Source organism: Kitasatospora sp. NPDC058115, assembly GCF_042884635.1.
In the GTDB taxonomy this organism is placed as follows: domain Bacteria; phylum Actinomycetota; class Actinomycetes; order Streptomycetales; family Streptomycetaceae; genus Kitasatospora.
Genome location: NZ_JBHVTL010000004.1, coordinates 101,876 through 117,287 on the forward strand (window position 1 = coordinate 101,876; position 15,412 = coordinate 117,287).

The following is a 15,412-nucleotide window of genomic DNA, read 5'->3' on the forward strand; positions in this document are numbered from 1 at the left end:
AGAGACGAGAAACTTGGACAGCACCGACACGACCGTGGCCGCCTCCCGGCCCGCCCGCCGACCGGGCGGGCCGACCGACGGCCCGGCGCCGGCCACCCCCGGCCGGACCGCGGTGCGGTTCCTCCCGGCCGTCGCGGCCTACCTCGTGCTGGTGGCGGCGCTGCTCGCCTCCGACACGTCGGTGAACGACATCGCCCGGTACACCTTCTACGCGCTCTGGGGCGTGCTGCTGCCGGGCACCCTGGTCTTCCGGGGCCTGCGCCGCCGCCCCTACACGCTGCTGGAGGACCTCGCGTTCGGCGCGGTCACCGGCCTCGTGCTGGAGCTGGTGGCCTGGGCCGTGCTGGTCGGCCTGGGCCTCCAGTCGGTGGCGACGTTCTGGCCGCTGGCGGTGGTGCTCCCGTTCGCGCTGGTGCCCCGGCTGCGGCGGCACTGGCGGCCACGGGGCTACCTGCCCTTCTCGGCCGGACGCTCCTGGGCCCTGGCGGGCACGGTCGCGCTGACCGTCGTCTACTACTACGAGGCCAACCTGGCCCGTTTCCCGGTGCTGCCGACGGACGACTCGACGCGGATCTTCGGCGACCTGCCGTACATGCTCTCGCTCGCCGGCAGCGCCACCCACGACATGCCGCCGACCTTCCCGCAGGCGGCGGGCGAGCCGCTGCACTACCACTGGTTCACCTTCGCGCACATGGCGATGACCGACCTCGTCGGCCACATCGACCTGCCGGTGGTGGCGATGCGGCTGATGGTCCCGGCGCTCAGCGCGCTGACCGTGCTGATCATCGCGGTGGTGGCGCAGCGCCTCAGCGGCAGGGCGTGGGCCGGCCCGGCGGCGGCGCTGCTGTTCTTCGCGGTGGGCGAGTTCACCGCGGCCTACCCGAACAACGTGAGCTCCTGGACCTTCGGCTTCCCGCCGATCCGGCTGATGTCCTGGGGGAGCCTGTCCCTGACCTACAGCCAGCCGCTGCTGGTGGCGCTGGTCGGTGTGGTCGGTGCGCTGATCGGCCGCAAGGGCGGCCCGGACGCCGCGGGGGAGGAGCCGGCGGACGGAAGCCGGGTGCCAGCCTTCGGGCGCGGAGCGTTCGTCCTGGTGGCGGGGTTCGCGCTGGCCTCCAGCGCCGCCAAGGCCAGTTCGCTGCCGGTGACCCTGGCCGGCCTGGCGCTGGCCGGACTGGTGATGCTGGTCACCGGCCGCCGGATCCCCTGGACGGTGGTCGGGCTCGGCGCGATCATCGCCGGCGCCCAGCTCTTCGCCACCGCCGTCATCTTCGACTTCGAGAGCTACGGCCTGGAGGTCGTGGCCTTCGGGAACGTCCAGCAGTACTGGGCCAACGCGCCGCAGATGCGCGGCACCGTGGCGCAGGCGGCCGTGGTGGTCGCCACCCTGGCGGCGTTCGTGATCACCCATCAGGTCCGGCTGGCCGGCGCGCTCCCGCTGTTCCGCCACCGCCGGCTGAACCTGGAGCCGGCGCAGTGGTTCCTGCTGGGCGGCGCCGTGGCCGGCCCGGCCGCCTACCTGGTGGTCAACGGCTTCAACTCCAGCTACTTCACCATCGCCTCGGCGCCCTTCGGCGCCCTGCTCGCGGCCTGGGGCTACTGCGAGGCCGCGGAACGGGCGGCGCTGTCCGTGCGGGCCAGGGTCCTGCTGGCCGCCGGCGTGCTCGTCCTGGTGGCCGGGCTCACCTGGGGCATGTACCGCCACACCCGGGACTGGGCCGAGCTGGTGGCCAAGGCGGCCGGCGCCTACGACACCTGGCAGCCGTACGCCCCGCTGCTGCCGGTGCTCGGCGGGACGGTCGTCCTGGCGGGGATCGCGGCGGTCGGCGCCCTGCTGTGGTGGGGGTCGGGCCGGGTCTGGCCGCGGCTGCGCGGCCGGGGCGGGATCGTCCTGCTCACGGCGACGCTCGCGGTCGGCGTCCCGGGGACGGCACTGGACCTCCTGCAGTCCCGGCAGTACGTGTGGGACGGCACCTGGATCCTGCCGCAGAGCCAGATCGACGCGGCCCGCTGGGTGCGGGCCCACAGCGACCCGGCGGACGTCATCGCGACCAACAGCCACTGCTGGGAGCCGGAGAACTACACCACCACCGACCGCTGCACCAACTACCGCTCCCAGTGGCTCAGCGCGTACTCCGAGCGCTCGGTGCTCATCGAGGGGTGGGCCTACGCGCCGCGCATGATCGCGCAGAGCGGCGGCGGTGTCGCCTCCGGGCGGCCGTTCTGGGACCAGGAGCTGTTCCAGCGCAACGAGAACGCGATCTACCAGCCGACCGCGGAGCTGCTCGACGGCCTGCGCCGGGAGCACCAGGTGCGGTACCTGGTGGTCGACCGCAAGGCAGGCGCCGAGTCACCGCAGCTCGGCACTCTCACCAGCAAGGTCTACGACAACGGCCGGACCGTCGTGTACGAGCTGGCCTGACCGGATGAACGGGTAACCCGCATGCTTTCCACGGACGATCCTGGGGTGGCCCCGCAGACGGCGCCGCCCGTCAAGCGGCAGCTGCCGTCCTTCCTGGTGATCGGTGTCCTGAGCACCCTCTTCTACCTGGGGCTGTTCGTCGCCGCCCGCGCGTTCACCGACCCGCAGGTGGCGAACCTGATCGCGCTGGCGGTCAGCGCGGTGGCCAACACGGCCGCCAACCGCCGCTTCACCTTCGGCATCACCGGCTCGGAGGGCGCGCTGCGGCACCAGCTGCAGGGCGCGGTGGCCTTCCTCATCGGCCTGGGGCTGAGCGCGGGCGTCCTGGCCCTGCTCGACCTGGCCGTCCCGGACGCCTCCCGGGTGGTCGAGGTGGGCGGGCTGGTCGTCGCGAACGGCCTCGCCACGGTGGTGCGCTTCCTGCTGATGAAGGTCTGGGTCTTCAAGAACCGCTGAGCCGCCCGGAACGACGAAGTGCCTGGCCCGCCGTCCCCCGTGAGGGGCGGCGGGCCAGGCACTTCCGCGTCCGGCCGGCACCGTCCGGTGCCGGCCGGGCCGGTCAGGCCGAGACCTTCGGCGGGGCCGGTTCGGCGGGCGACTGCGGCTGGGCGGCGGCGCCGGGTTCGACGGGCTCGCCCCGCCGGGCGGCCCGGACCGCCGCACGCTCCTTGAGCCGGCGCACCGGCCACGGGGTCCAGTTCTTGGCCTTCATCACCGGGGACTCCAGCAGGTGCCAGGAGAGCGCGGCCAGGACGACCGTGCCCGCCATGGCCAGGGCCAGGTAGACCGGCTTGCCGTGCTTGGCGTAGCCGAGCACCGCCAGCGCCTGCTCGACGGTGAACCCGTAGATGTAGATGCCGTAGGAGTAGTCGCGCTTGCGGCCGATCTTGTGGAACGGCCGGGGCAGCCGGATGGCCAGCCAGAGGAGCAGGTAGGCGAAGGCCGGGTAGCCGAAGACGAACAGGCCGCCGGTCCACAGGGTGAGGCCGAGCACGGCGGCGCAGATCAGCGCGAGGCCGTCGTGGATGACCAGCTTGTCGCGGTACAGCTGGAAGGTCGCGCCGATCATGAAGACGAAGACCAGGTGGATCAGCATGTGGACCGACATGGCGTCCAGGAACGGCACCATGACGAAGGACTGCTGGTCGCCGGGGATCCCGCGCAGCGAGGGCGCGTTCACCCAGTCGCGCAGGATGAGACCGCCGAGCGCGAGGGCGAGCAGCGGTATGAACCGCCGGGCCTTGCGGAGCACGCCGCCGGCCGCGAGCAGCCCGATCAGGACGTAGCAGAGGATCTCGTACTTCAGCGACCAGAGCGCGCCGTTCACCCCGGGGTCGAAGTTGGTGCCCTTGGCCCGGCCCTCCGCCATCACGCCGGAGATGTCCCAGCCGGTGCTCATGGCGGTGTTCCAGGTGCCCTTGAGGTAGTTCACCGGACCCTGGGGGTGGTCCCAGTAGCCGTCGAAGGTGCCGTGCTGCCAGTGGTACAGCAGCGGGACGATCACCAGCGCGGAGACCAGCAGCGATCCCCAGAGGCCGGGCAGGATGCGCAGCGCGCGGTGCCAGGCGTAGCGGCCGACGGTGCTGCGCGCGCCACTTCCGCTGATCATGAAGCCGGACAGGACGAAGAAGCCGATGACCGACATCTTGCCGATGTCCGTCTGCTGGCCGCTGCGGAGCCACAGCGGGTCGAGCCGTCCCCAGGCGATCGGGTACAGGTGGGAGACGACGACGGCGGAGGCGAGCAGCAGCCGGAGCACACCGAAGCTGTTGGCCCGGGAGGAGTACAACTCGGCCAGGGTCCCGCGACGGCCAGGCAGAGAAAGCCTAGGAGACATGAGAGCGGTTCATGCTTTCCGGAAGTGGAGACGCGGAGAAAGCCTCCGGCGCACGGGCCCGATCGGACCCTCGGGGGATCCTATCGAGCTTGCCGGAAGCCTTCACCGTGCTGGGCGAATCGTTAGCGGCCTGCGTCCGGGGACGAACCGTCCTTGGCCGCGTGCTCCCAGAGGGTCCGGACGGCCTCGCGCAGGCTGCGGCGCGGGGTCCAGCCGAAGGCCTGCTCGATCGCGGTGACGTCCAGCTGCTGCCACTCGGTCTCCGGGCCGGTGCCGTCCGGCGCCGGCACCTCGGTGACCTCGGTCGGCACACCGCTGACCTCGATCAGCAGCTCCACCAGCTCGCGGGCCGAACTCGCCCGGCCCAGGCCGACGTTGAGGACGGCCGGGGCCTTCGGGTCGGACGGGATCGCGGCCACGATCGCGTCGACGGTGTCCTGGAGGTCGACGAAGTCGCGCTGGGCGGTGAGCGGCTGCAGGGCCAGCTCGGCGGTGGTGCCGGCCGCCCGGGCCGCGGCCAGCTTGCCGGCCATCACGCCGAGCAGGCTGTGCGAGGGCTGCCCGGCGCCGACCACGTTGCCGAGCCGGAGCACCACCGCGTCCAGGCCCTCCTCGCGCACGGCGGTCGCGATCAGCTCGGTGGCCTGGAGCTTGAGCTTGCCGTAGACCATGGACGGGTTCGGCGCGGAGTCCTCGGAGAGGCTGACGCCGATCGGGCAGAGCCCGTACTCGTGCACGGTGCCGAGGTGGACCAGGCGCGGGGGAGCGGGCATCGACCGCAGCGCCTCCAGCAGCCGGGTGACCATGCCGACGTTGGCGCCCACCATCTGCTCGTCGGTCAGGCCCCACATGCCGCCGGCCGCGTTGACGACCACGTCGATCCGGTGCTCGGCGAGCAGCGCGGCCAGCGCGGCCGGCGGGTCGACGGTCAGGTCGAGCCGGGCGAACTCGCCGGGCAGGGCGTCGGCCGGCTCCTTGCGGGCGATGGTGAGCAGGTGGTGGCCCCGCTCGGCCAGGGTGGCGAGGATGGTGCGCCCGATGAAGCCGGTGCCGCCGAGGACGGCGATCCGGGGGAGGGCTGAGCTGCTAGCGGCCATGGCCTCTGGCTCCGATGGGTCGGTACGGGTGGGGCGGTGGGCGTTGCTCAGTAGCGGTCGGTGCCGGCGACGTGCCGCAGCAGCGTCCTGGTGCCCTCGCTGTGCCGGTTCTTGACCGCGCCCGGGACCATCGTGAGCGCGTGGATCCGGGAGGACAGGTGCAGCCGGGAGGCCTTGGCGGCCCGGGACCAGCCGTGCGCGTCCAGGCGGTCGGCGACGTCCCGGAAGAACCGGTTGGCCTCCTCGAAGCGGACGCCGGTGAAGGCCTGCGCGGAGGAGATGCTGACGGCGTGCCGGCGGTACTGGAAGGTGACCTTGTCGGTGATCATCATCTGCTCGCCGGTCTGCAGCAGGTCGATGACCAGCGCCAGGTCCTGGGTGACCTCCAGGTTGTCCCGGAAGCCGACCGCCTTCACGGCCTCGGTGCGCCAGCAGATGGAGGGGAAGAACAGCCAGTTGCCGCGGAGCAGGCTGATGGCCAGCTCCTCCCCGCTCATCAGCTTGCGGCCCTGGACCTTGGGCGCGTAGATGCGCTTCTTCGCCTGGTCCACCAGCCCCTCGGTGGGCGTGCCGTCGCCGTCGATGACCTGGACGCCCGGCTGCACCATGCCGATGTCCGGGTTGTCCTTGAGGACGGCCCGGGCGGTCTCCACGTAGTTCGGCAGCATGATGTCGTCGGTGCCCATCATGACGAAGTGCTGCTCGCGCACCAGGCCGAGGCACTTGCGGTAGTTGCCGGTGACGCCGAGGTTCTGCTCGTTGCGCTGGTACGAGACCCGCTCGTCGCCGAGCTCGGCGAACCAGCCCGGGACGTCCGGCTCCTTGCCGTCGTCCACCACGGTGAGCCGCCAGTTCGGGTCGCTCTGGGCCAGGACGCTGCGGACGGCCGCCTGCATGAGGGCGACGTTGCCGTAGTAGGGCAGCATGATGTCAAGAGTTGTCATGAGCGGCGCACCAGGTGTTTTCCGGGTAGGAGGGGACGGCGAGAAGGCTACTGGCCGCTGAGCGAGCGCCGGTAGCGAAGGCACTCCTCGTAGTCCGGCAGCAGGCCGGTCTCGATGGCCTCGGCCAGCGTCGGGGCGGCGGCGTCCCGGGCGGACAGCTGCGGGACCTCGGCCGGCCACTCGATGCCCAGGTCCGCGTCCAGCGGGTGCACCGCGTGCTCGCCGGTCGGGTTGTAGGTCTCGGAGCAGACGTACGACAGCGTGGCGTCGTCGGTCAGCGCGCAGAAGCCGTGGCCCAGGCCCTCGGAGATGTAGACCGAGCGCCGGTCCACGTCGTCGAGGCGGACGAACTCCCAGCGGCCGAAGGTCGGCGAGCCGACCCGCAGGTCGACGATCACGTCCAGCACGGCGCCGCGCACGCAGCTCACGTACTTGGCCTGGCCGGGCGCGACGTCGGCGAAGTGGATGCCGCGCACGACGTCCTTGGCGGAGACCGAGAGGTTGCCCTGGGCCATCCGCAGCGGGTGGCCGACCACCTCGGCGAGCCTGTCGAAGCGGTACCACTCCATGAACAGGCCGCGCGGGTCCCCGTGCTGCTGCGGGGTGATCTCCCAAGCGCCCTCGATGGACAGCTCACGGAACTTCATCGGGCGTCCTCCTCGTCCAGCAGGTTCAGCAGGTACTGGCCGTAACCGCTCTTCAGCAGCGGCTGCGCCAGCTCGCGCAGCTGGTCGGAGGTCAGGAAGCCGGCCCGCCAGGCCGCCTCCTCGACGCAGCCGATCTTGAAGCCCTGGCGCTCCTCGATGACCCGGACGAACTCCGAGGCCTGGACCATCGAGACGAACGTGCCGGTGTCCAGCCAGGCGGTGCCGCGGTCCAGGACGGTGACCTGGAGCTCGCCGCGCTGGAGGTAGGCGTCGTTGACGGCGGTGATCTCCAGCTCGCCGCGGGCGCTCGGGGTGATCGTGCGGGCGATCTCCACCACGCGGTTGTCGTAGAAGTAGAGGCCGGGCACCGCGTAGCGGGACTTCGGCCGGACCGGCTTCTCCTCGATCGAGATGACCTGGCCGGACTCGTCGAACTCGACCACGCCGTAGGCGGTCGGGTCGGCCACCGGGTAGGCGAAGACCATGCCGCCCTTGGGGTCGGTGCGCTGGGCGAGCCGGGTGCCGAGGCCGCTGCCGTGGAAGATGTTGTCGCCGAGGATCAGCGCGACCGGCTCGTCGCCGATGAAGTCCGCGCCGAGCACGAACGCCTGGGCGATGCCCTCCGGGCGCTCCTGGACGGCGTACTGGAGTTCCAGGCCGAGCTGCGAGCCGTCGCCGAGCAGCCGCTCGAACTGGTCGCGGTCCTGCGGAGTGGTGATGATCAGGATCTCGCGGATCCCCGCCATGATCAGCGTGGAGAGCGGGTAGTAGATCATCGGCTTGTCGAAGACCGGGAGGAGCTGCTTCGAGACTGCCCGCGTGAGGGGCCAGAGGCGGGAACCGGTGCCGCCCGCAAGAAGAATGCCGCGCATGGCGCACACCTTACGTGGCCTGCCCGACCCCGCGGCAACCAGCCTTCGGACGCCCACGCAGCACCCCGCGGACCCGGGACGGAGCGCCTCCGCGCGCGCACTATACTCAGCCGCACTATGCGTATCCTCGTCACCGGCGGCGCCGGATTCATCGGGTCCCAGTTCGTCCGCGCGCTGCTGTCGGCGGATCCCGCGGCCCGCGTCACCGTCTTCGACAAGCTGACCTACTCGGGCGTCGAGGAGAACCTCGCGCCGGTCGCCGACCACCCGGGCTACACCTTCGTCCGCGGTGACATCTGCGACATCGACGCCGTCGACCAGGCCATGCCGGGCCACGACGCGGTCGTGCACTTCGCCGCCGAGTCGCACGTCGACCGCTCCATCGCCGGCGCCGGCCCGTTCGTGATGACCAACGTCGTCGGCACCCAGGTGCTCCTGGACGCCGCCCGCAAGCACGGTGTCGGCCGTTTCGTGCACGTCTCCACCGACGAGGTCTACGGCTCGATCACCGAGGGCTCCTGGACCGAGGAGTGGCCGCTCGCGCCGAACTCCCCGTACTCCTCCTCGAAGGCCGGCTCGGACCTCCTCGCCCTCGCCTACCACCGCACCCACGGCATGGACGTGGTGGTCACCCGCTGCTCCAACAACTACGGGCCGTACCAGTTCCCCGAGAAGGTCATCCCGCTCTTCACCACCAACCTGATCGACGGCAAGCGCGTCCCGCTGTACGGCGACGGCGGCAACATCCGCGACTGGCTGCACGTCTCGGACCACTGCCGCGGCATCGACCTCGCGCTGCGCAAGGGCCGGGCCGGCCAGGTCTACAACATCGGCGGCGGCGTCGAGCTCACCAACAAGGAGCTCACCGGCCTGCTGCTGGAGGCCGCCGGCCAGGGCTGGGACATGGTCGACCGGGTCGAGGACCGCAAGGGCCACGACCTGCGCTACTCGCTGGACATCAGCAAGATCCGCGAGGAGCTCGGCTACGAGCCGCAGGTCACCTTCGAGGAGGGCCTCGCCTCGACCATCGCCTGGTACCGCGAGAACCGTGCCTGGTGGGAGCCGCTCAAGGTGAGGGCCGCGCAGCAGTCGTGAACCACGAGGGCAGCACGGCGCCGGCGCGCCGTTCCCCGCTGGCCAAGGTCGTCAGCGCTCTCCCCCCGGGCACCCAGCTGGTGATCGGGGGGACGGTGCTGCTCGGCGCCGCCTCCTACGTCCACCTGATGGCGGCCGGCTACAGCCTCGGCAAGCCGGAGATGGCCTCGGTCTCGCTGCTCTGGACGATCCTCATGTCGGTCGGCCTGGGGCTCTTCTTCCCGGTCGAGCAGGAGCTGACCCGGATCGTCGCCGCCCGCGCGGTCGGCGGCCAGGGCGCGGCGCCCGTCGTGCGCCGGATCCTGCTGATCACCGTCGGGATGCTGGCCGTGATGGCGGTCGGGATGGCGGTCGCCGTCCGGCCGCTGGCCCGGACCTTCTTCGACGGCCGCACCGACATGGTGATGGCGCTGGGCATCGCCTTCGCCGCGATGGCCGCGAGCAACGTCAGCCGCGGCGTGCTGGCCGGCCTCAACCGGTTCGGCGCGTACGGCGCCCAGCTGGCGGTGGACGGCGCGCTGCGGATCGCGCTGGCCGGCGGCTGCGCGGTGGCCGGTGTCCGCTCGCCGCTGGCGTTCGCGCTGATCCTCACCGTCGCGCCGCTGGTGGCCGTGGTGGCGACGGTCCGCCCGCTGCTCGCCGGGGTGAAGGCCGGTCCGGCGGCCGGCTGGGGGTCCCTCACCTCGGGCCTGGCGCCGCTGGTCGCCTCCACCCTGCTCTCGCAGGTGGTGGTCAACGCCGCGGTCGTCTCCACCCAGCTGCTCGCCCCGGACGACGCCGCCCTGGTGTCCGGCCTGCTGAACGCCGTGGTGCTGGCCCGTGTCCCGCTGTTCGTCTTCGGCTCGCTCCAGGCCTCGCTGCTCGCGGGCCTGTCGAGCACCGCGGCGGCCGGCGACCGGGCCGGGTTCTCCAAGCTGCTGGTCCGCACCTGCGCGGTCGTCACCGTGCTCGGCGTGGCCGGTGGCATCCCCGCCACCGTCCTCGGCCCGTGGCTGATCCAGGTGCTCTTCAAGGCCGATGACGTGCTCGGCTCGCTCGACTTCCTCTGGATGTCGGCCGGTACGCTCTGCTACATGCTCGCGATGGTGCTCGGCCAGGCGCTGCTGGTGCTGCATCGCCACCGTCTCCAACTGCTCGGCTGGGCGTTGGGTGTTGTTGCGCTGATCGTGACCACCCTGGTACCCGGCCCGATCGCGACCCGGGTCTGCCTCGCCTACACTGTTGGTTCGCTGGCCGCTGTCGCATGCATGTTCGCCGCGGTCTGGCTGACCTTCCTGCGGAAGCCGCCGACTTCTCCGGCCGGTTCCGCCGAGTCCGCCCGTCCCTCACTCGTGGACTCGGTATGACGACACGTCGCTGTCGCCGAGGCCCGCAGCCCGTCTTTCTTCGCACCCTGAAACTCGCGGCCGGCGGCCGCGGCATGGAGTCATGATGTCCGACTACGACGACGTGTGGCTGGTCATCCCGGCCTACAACGAGGGAACCGTCATCGCCGACGTGATCGAGGGGGCCCGGAAGACCTTCCCGAACATCGTCGTGGTCGACGACGGCAGCACGGACAACTCGTCCGAGCACATCATGACCACCGGGGCGCACCTGGTGCAGCACCCCGTCAACCTCGGCCAGGGCGCCGCACTGCAGACCGGTCTCAGCTACGCGCTCAAGCAGCCCGGCGCCAAGTACTTCGCCACCTTCGACGCCGACGGCCAGCACCAGACGCACGACGTCGAGAAGATGGTCGCCCTGCTCCGGGCCGACGAGGCCGACGTGGTCCTCGGCTCCCGCTTCATCGAGCAGACCGGCGAGGTGCCGTGGATCAAGCGGGTGGTCCTGCGGACCGCCGCGACGATCAGCCCCACCGCGCGCAAGCTCAACCTGACGGACTCCCACAACGGACTCCGTGTCATCAACCGCGAGGCCGCGACCAAGCTCCGCATCACCATGAACGGCATGGCCCACGCCTCCGAGATCGTCGCCTTCCTGGCGGCCTCGGAGCTGCGGGTCATGGAGGTGCCGGTGGACATCCTGTACACCGACTACTCCCGTTCCAAGGGCCAGTCGCTGATCAACGGCGTCAACATCCTCTTCGACATCTCGCTCAGGGAGCGTGGCCGCAAGTGAAGTACATCTGGATCCAGTTGCTGCTCATGGTCGGCACGGGTGTGCTCGTGCTCGCCTTCGTCCGCCGCTGGGACGCCGCCCACACCCGCGCCTGGAAGCGGATGGCGTTCTTCGCCTTCGTCGTCGCCAACGTCTACGCGGTCCTGCGGCCGCAGGACGTGACCTGGATCGCCAACAAGCTCGGCGTCGGCCGCGGCACCGACCTGGTGCTCTACCTGCTGGTCGTGGCGATGGCGTTCATGACCCTGAACACCTTCATGCGCTTCCGCTCGCTGGAGAAGAAGCTCACCGACCTGGCCCGCACCGTCGCGGTGAACGACGGCCAGCGCGTGAACACCGACCGCTTCACCGAGTCCGAGGTCGGCGCCGACGAGCGCGTCGCGCAGCTCTAGGTCCTCATCGTTTCGGGAGAGCGGCAATCATGTCTGCGACGGCCACCGGGCCACGAATAATCGCGCGTCAGCGGCCTTCCTCGGAGGCCGCCGATGCCCGGCCGTCCCTGCTCGGACGGCTCGCGCCCGGGGCCGTCGAGGCAGCATCGGGAGTCCTGGTTGCCCTCGGGTTCACCTGGATCTGCACGTTCATCAAGGTCAACCCGATGCAGCGGGTCGGCCAGGTCAGCGGCCTCGCCGCGCTCCAGCTGCGGTTCATCCTGGCGTTCGTCGTCCTCGCCCTGCTGTGGTGGGCGGCGAGCCGCTGGTTCTCGCGCCCGCTCGCGCTGCGGACCGCCGCGGCCTCGCTGTCGGGCCTGGCCACCGGGCTCTACGCCGGCGGCGTGGCGGTCGCCCTGCGCGGCACGGTCTGGCCGCTCAACGCCAAGCGCGGTGACTCCGGGCAGCTGCAGCAGTGGACCGGCGACATCCTCGAAGGCCGCCCGATCTCCAGCGTCTACCCGCCGCTGTTCCCGCACCTGCTCGCCCGCTGGACCGACCTCCTCTACCCCGGCCAGCCCGGGCTGGGCCTGAAGATGCTCGGCCTGGTCCTGATCGCGCTGACCGGCCCGGCCGTCTACCTGGCGTGGCGGCTGCTGCTCCCGCCGCTGTGGGCGCTGGCCATCGGCGTGGTGCCGGTCTTCCCGATCGTCCACGCGGCCAAGCCGTACGTCGACGTGGTGCTGCTGGTCCTCATCCCCGTCCTGGCCCGGTTCACCACCAGCCTGCTGCGCTCCACCGGGAAGAGCGTGCGGACCGCGCTGTTCACCGGCGCCGCCTACGGCCTCGCGCTGGCCCTCCTCTTCCTCTGGTACTCCGGCTGGTTCGTCTGGTCGGCGCCCGGGATGCTGGCGGTGATGGTGGTCACCCTGGCCAAGGTCCGGCGGCGGGGCAAGGACGCCGTCCTGCGGGCGGCCGCCCTGCTGGGCGCGACCGCCGCGGTCTTCCTGCTGGTGGCCGGCGTCTACCTGCAGCGGCTGCTCGCCGGGTCGGACACCCCCGACACCTACATGTACTTCGACACCAACGTCGACCCCGCGTACTTCGCGATGTGGCAGGGCGACTCGCCGGGCGTGATCGCCAACGGCGCCTGGCCGCTGCCGGGCGAGCTCGGCGGTGTCGGCGTGTTCGTGCTGCTGCTGATCGTCGGCGTGGGCGCCGCGCTCTGGCTCGGCGCGGCCCTGCCGGTGGTCCAGGTCGCCGCCTTCTGCATGCTCGGCGCCTTCCTGATGCGCTACTGGTTCGCCTCGCACATGGAGCGCGACCAGCTGGTGCAGCTCTACCCGCGCACCTCGGCCGAGCTGCTCTACTGCGGCATCGTGCTCTTCGGCATGGCCTGCTACCTGCTCAGCCGCAAGTTCGCCACCCGCGAGGGGACCGGGACGGCGGAGTCCTCCGGCCGCGCCGTCGCGACCCCGGCCCTGCGGACCGGGGGAGCGGTGCTCTGCGCGCTCGCCTTCTTCTTCTCGATGGCCGGCTCCTCCACGGTCGACCGCTTCATGCCCGCCAACCAGGGCTCCTGGGGCTCGTTCGCGTGGTTCGCGCACACCACCCCGCTGCCGGACGGCAAGTGCCCGAAGTTTGCCCCGGAAGGCAAGTGCGGCTAGCAACGGCACCCGCCCTGTGAGGATTCGGCGGAGGATCTGCGGTTGGCACGGGTGTTGTGCGGCGTGGAAGAATCCCGAACGCCTCGGGGCACGACGCCCCCGTAGCCTGATCCAACCGAACGCCGCAGTGGAACGCACCTGCGGCCGGCGCCCCCCGGACGTGGCGGCGCCGCCTGACGGAAGTGGACCGAGATGACTGATCTGGCCCCGGACGTGGTCCGCGAGAAGGGCCCCTCACGCGAAGCCGGAGCCGCAGCGGCGCCGGCGGCACCGGACGCGGAGAAGCCCGCACTGCTGACCCGCCGCTGGGCCCAGATCACCGCGGAGGTCGTCGTCGGCGTCGTCGCGGCGCTGGGCTTCACGCTGCTCTGCACCCGGATCGACGTCAATCCGCTGAACCGGATCGGCCAGGTCAGCGGCCTCGCCAAGATCCAGCAGTACGTCACGATCATCGGTCTGCCGCTGCTCGCCGCGCTGCTGTTCACCGCCTACCGGGGCACCCTGCGCCGGCACCGGCTGACCCAGCGGCTGGTCTGCTCCGCACTGGCCGGCCTGTCCACCGGCGTGGTGGCCGGCGGCGTCGTGGTGGCCCTGCACGGGACCCCGTGGCCGCTCGGCGGACAGGAGGGCGACCCGAGTGTGCTGGTCCACATGGCCACCGGGTTCCTGGACGACAAGGGCCTGCCCGGCGTCTACCCGCCCGGCTTCCCGGCACTGATCGCGTTCTGGGCGAAGTACCGCTACAACGGCGTCGGCAGCGAGGGCTTCGCCCTGCACGACCTGCAGATCTTCTTCAGCGCGCTGGTCGGCCCGATGAGCTACCTGGCCTGGCGGCTGCTGCTGCGCCCGTTCTGGGCCCTGCTGATCGCGATCCCGGCCGCCGTGGTCTTCCTGGACCCGATCCGCCCGTACAGCCACGTGGTGATGATCATCCTGGTGCCGCTGCTGACCGCGGTCCTGCGCGAGCTGCGGCGCGCCGGCGATCTCCCGCTGCGCTCGGCCCTGCTGCGCGGGACCGGCTTCGGCGTCGTCTTCGGTCTGCTGTTCCTCTGGTACTCCGGCTGGTACCTGTGGTCGGCCCCCGGCATCGCCGTGCTGACGCTCTTCGTCTTCCCCTGGCGCCAGGGCCGCACCGCGGTCCGCAACGGGCTCGGCCTGCTCGCCACCACCGTGGTGAGCGCCGGGATCGTCGGCGCGCCGCTGCTCTACCAGCTGGTCAAGGTGGGCGCGGACGTCCCGGACCGGTACGGCTACATCATGACCTACACCGACCCGGCCTACGTGATGGGCTGGCTGTCGGACCGGGTCGGCACGACCACCTACCACGACTACCCGGACACCGGGGACCTCGCGGGCCAGACCGGCTTCACCCTGCTGCTGCTCGCCGGCGTCGGCCTGGGCATCGGACTGGGGCTGCGCAACCTCGCGGTGCGCACGGCCGCCGCGGTGCTGGCCGGGGCCTGGCTGATGCGGTTCACCTTCGCCGGGAAGATGGCGCAGAGCGGCACCGTCGCGCTGTACCCCCGGACCACCTGGATCATCCTCTACTGCCTGATGATCCTCGCCGTGCTCGGACTGATGGCCGCCTACCACCGCGGCAGCGGCTGGCTGGAGCGGGTGCTGCGCAAGGACGACGCGCCGGCCGGCACCACGGTGCTGTCGGGCCGGGCGACGCGCCAGCTCGCCGCCGGCCTGGTCTGTGCGCTCGCGCTGTTCGGCACCATGGGCGCCTCCTGGTCGGTCAACCGCTACATGCCCGAGCACGAGAAGTACGGGCGGATGGGCCTGGACGCCTGGCGGGCGCACACGATCAAGAAGGCCGACGGCAGCTGCCCGAAGTACGCGCCGGTCTCCGACTGCGCGGGCATCATCACCAAGGACTGGGAGCCGGACAAGGACGACAAGAAGTTCGTCTGGTGCGCCGGCGTCGCGACCGAGGACTGGCTGGAGGTCTGCGGCCGCCGCGCGCCGTGGGACAACGGCCCGCAGAAGTAGCAGGTCCGCGAGGGCCGGCAGGACCGTCCCGTCGGGGCCGGTGAGGGATGCCTCACCGGCCCCGATTGGCTTTCCGGCTCCCGCCTGTGGCAGTATGTCCAAGTTGCTCGGTTGAGTTGCCGATGCTGCGCGCCTCCCGCCGGGAGGACCGGAAGCGAGTCCCACGTACTCGTCGTTCCCGTGATGGCCGTCAAGCGTGAGTGTTACGCCACGGCAGCTGCGGGGCGGACGTACGGGAATCTTCCGGGAAGCGTGTGCGGGGCCTCGACCCGGCTCCCCCCACCCCGAAAGTTCGAAACCGACGAGTCCATCGCCGGTTTTTTGCAAGCGCGAGTGCGACACGC

Annotated in this window: 13 protein-coding genes; 8 read left to right on the forward strand and 5 right to left on the reverse strand. The window is 71.3% G+C overall.

The genetic code is table 11. The features are described from left to right. The first annotated feature begins 13 nt into the window (after positions 1-13). Together ACFVVL_RS05505 and ACFVVL_RS05510 are read left to right on the forward strand one after the other, a co-directional pair. Positions 14-2,422, forward strand: a complete 2,409-nt coding sequence (locus ACFVVL_RS05505; RefSeq protein WP_387671532.1) for a hypothetical protein — start codon at positions 14-16, stop codon at positions 2,420-2,422. 45 nt (positions 2,423-2,467) lie between these two features. Then, complete coding sequence (locus ACFVVL_RS05510; protein WP_380289453.1) at positions 2,468-2,878, forward strand: GtrA family protein; 411 nt, start codon at positions 2,468-2,470, stop codon at positions 2,876-2,878. Positions 2,879-2,981: 103 nt separating this feature from the next. On the opposite strand, the gene ACFVVL_RS05515 is transcribed toward ACFVVL_RS05510, so the two are convergent. From ACFVVL_RS05515 to rfbA, 5 genes are all read right to left on the reverse strand, one after another. Next, positions 2,982-4,211, reverse strand: a complete 1,230-nt coding sequence (locus tag ACFVVL_RS05515) for an acyltransferase family protein (RefSeq protein WP_387671534.1) — start codon at positions 4,209-4,211, stop codon at positions 2,982-2,984. 170 nt (positions 4,212-4,381) lie between these two features. Then, positions 4,382-5,356: an NAD-dependent epimerase/dehydratase family protein gene (locus ACFVVL_RS05520; RefSeq protein WP_387671536.1), complete on the reverse strand. Its 975-nt coding sequence runs from the start codon at positions 5,354-5,356 to the stop codon at positions 4,382-4,384. A gap of 47 nt (positions 5,357-5,403) precedes the next feature. Continuing rightward, a complete protein-coding gene (locus ACFVVL_RS05525) occupies positions 5,404-6,300 on the reverse strand; it encodes a glycosyltransferase family 2 protein (RefSeq protein WP_380292223.1) in 897 nt (298 codons plus the stop codon). A 47-nt stretch (positions 6,301-6,347) separates the two neighbouring features. Then, entirely contained in the window at positions 6,348-6,947 is a 600-nt protein-coding gene (locus ACFVVL_RS05530; RefSeq protein ID WP_380292225.1) for a dTDP-4-dehydrorhamnose 3,5-epimerase family protein, read from the reverse strand. Next, entirely contained in the window at positions 6,944-7,819 is an 876-nt protein-coding gene (rfbA, locus tag ACFVVL_RS05535; protein ID WP_380292227.1) for a glucose-1-phosphate thymidylyltransferase RfbA, read from the reverse strand. Before rfbA ends, ACFVVL_RS05530 begins: the two co-directional genes overlap by 4 nt. A gap of 117 nt (positions 7,820-7,936) precedes the next feature. On the opposite strand from rfbA, the gene rfbB reads away from it, so the two are divergent. The 6 genes from rfbB to ACFVVL_RS05565 all read left to right on the forward strand — a co-directional run bounded on the left by rfbB (position 7,937) and on the right by ACFVVL_RS05565 (position 15,068). Then, positions 7,937-8,914 carry a dTDP-glucose 4,6-dehydratase gene (rfbB, locus tag ACFVVL_RS05540; protein ID WP_380292229.1) on the forward strand — a complete coding sequence of 326 codons (978 nt, stop codon included), beginning with the start codon at positions 7,937-7,939 and terminating at the stop codon, positions 8,912-8,914. Further along, positions 8,911-10,260, forward strand: a complete 1,350-nt coding sequence (locus ACFVVL_RS05545) for a lipopolysaccharide biosynthesis protein (protein WP_387671539.1) — start codon at positions 8,911-8,913, stop codon at positions 10,258-10,260. Before rfbB ends, ACFVVL_RS05545 begins: the two co-directional genes overlap by 4 nt. 85 nt (positions 10,261-10,345) lie before the next feature. Beyond that, on the forward strand, positions 10,346-11,035 hold the full coding sequence (locus ACFVVL_RS05550; RefSeq protein WP_387671541.1) for a glycosyltransferase family 2 protein: 690 nt from the start codon (positions 10,346-10,348) through the stop codon (positions 11,033-11,035). Then, positions 11,032-11,427, forward strand: coding sequence for a DUF2304 domain-containing protein (locus tag ACFVVL_RS05555; RefSeq protein ID WP_380292235.1), 396 nt, complete (start codon positions 11,032-11,034; stop codon positions 11,425-11,427). The genes ACFVVL_RS05550 and ACFVVL_RS05555 overlap by 4 nt, the downstream gene beginning before the upstream one ends. Positions 11,428-11,456: 29 nt before the next feature. After that, complete coding sequence (locus tag ACFVVL_RS05560; RefSeq protein WP_387671543.1) at positions 11,457-13,073, forward strand: hypothetical protein; 1,617 nt, start codon at positions 11,457-11,459, stop codon at positions 13,071-13,073. Positions 13,074-13,265: 192 nt separating this feature from the next. After that, positions 13,266-15,068, forward strand: coding sequence for a hypothetical protein (locus ACFVVL_RS05565; RefSeq protein ID WP_380292239.1), 1,803 nt, complete (start codon positions 13,266-13,268; stop codon positions 15,066-15,068). Positions 15,069-15,412: the final 344 nt, after the last annotated feature.

Bases quoted from the DNA above. Each gene is read 5' to 3' on its own strand.
- ACFVVL_RS05520 (WP_387671536.1), bottom strand. From the start codon at position 5,356: ATGGCCGCTAGCAGCTCAGCCCTCCCCCGGATCGCCGTCCTCGGCGGC.
- ACFVVL_RS05525 (WP_380292223.1), bottom strand. From the start codon at position 6,300: ATGACAACTCTTGACATCATGCTGCCCTACTACGGCAACGTCGCCCTC.
- ACFVVL_RS05530 (WP_380292225.1), bottom strand. From the start codon at position 6,947: ATGAAGTTCCGTGAGCTGTCCATCGAGGGCGCTTGGGAGATCACCCCG.
- rfbA (WP_380292227.1), bottom strand. From the start codon at position 7,819: ATGCGCGGCATTCTTCTTGCGGGCGGCACCGGTTCCCGCCTCTGGCCC.
- rfbB (WP_380292229.1), top strand. From the start codon at position 7,937: ATGCGTATCCTCGTCACCGGCGGCGCCGGATTCATCGGGTCCCAGTTC.
- ACFVVL_RS05550 (WP_387671541.1), top strand. From the start codon at position 10,346: ATGTCCGACTACGACGACGTGTGGCTGGTCATCCCGGCCTACAACGAG.
- ACFVVL_RS05560 (WP_387671543.1), top strand. From the start codon at position 11,457: ATGTCTGCGACGGCCACCGGGCCACGAATAATCGCGCGTCAGCGGCCT.
- ACFVVL_RS05565 (WP_380292239.1), top strand. From the start codon at position 13,266: ATGACTGATCTGGCCCCGGACGTGGTCCGCGAGAAGGGCCCCTCACGC.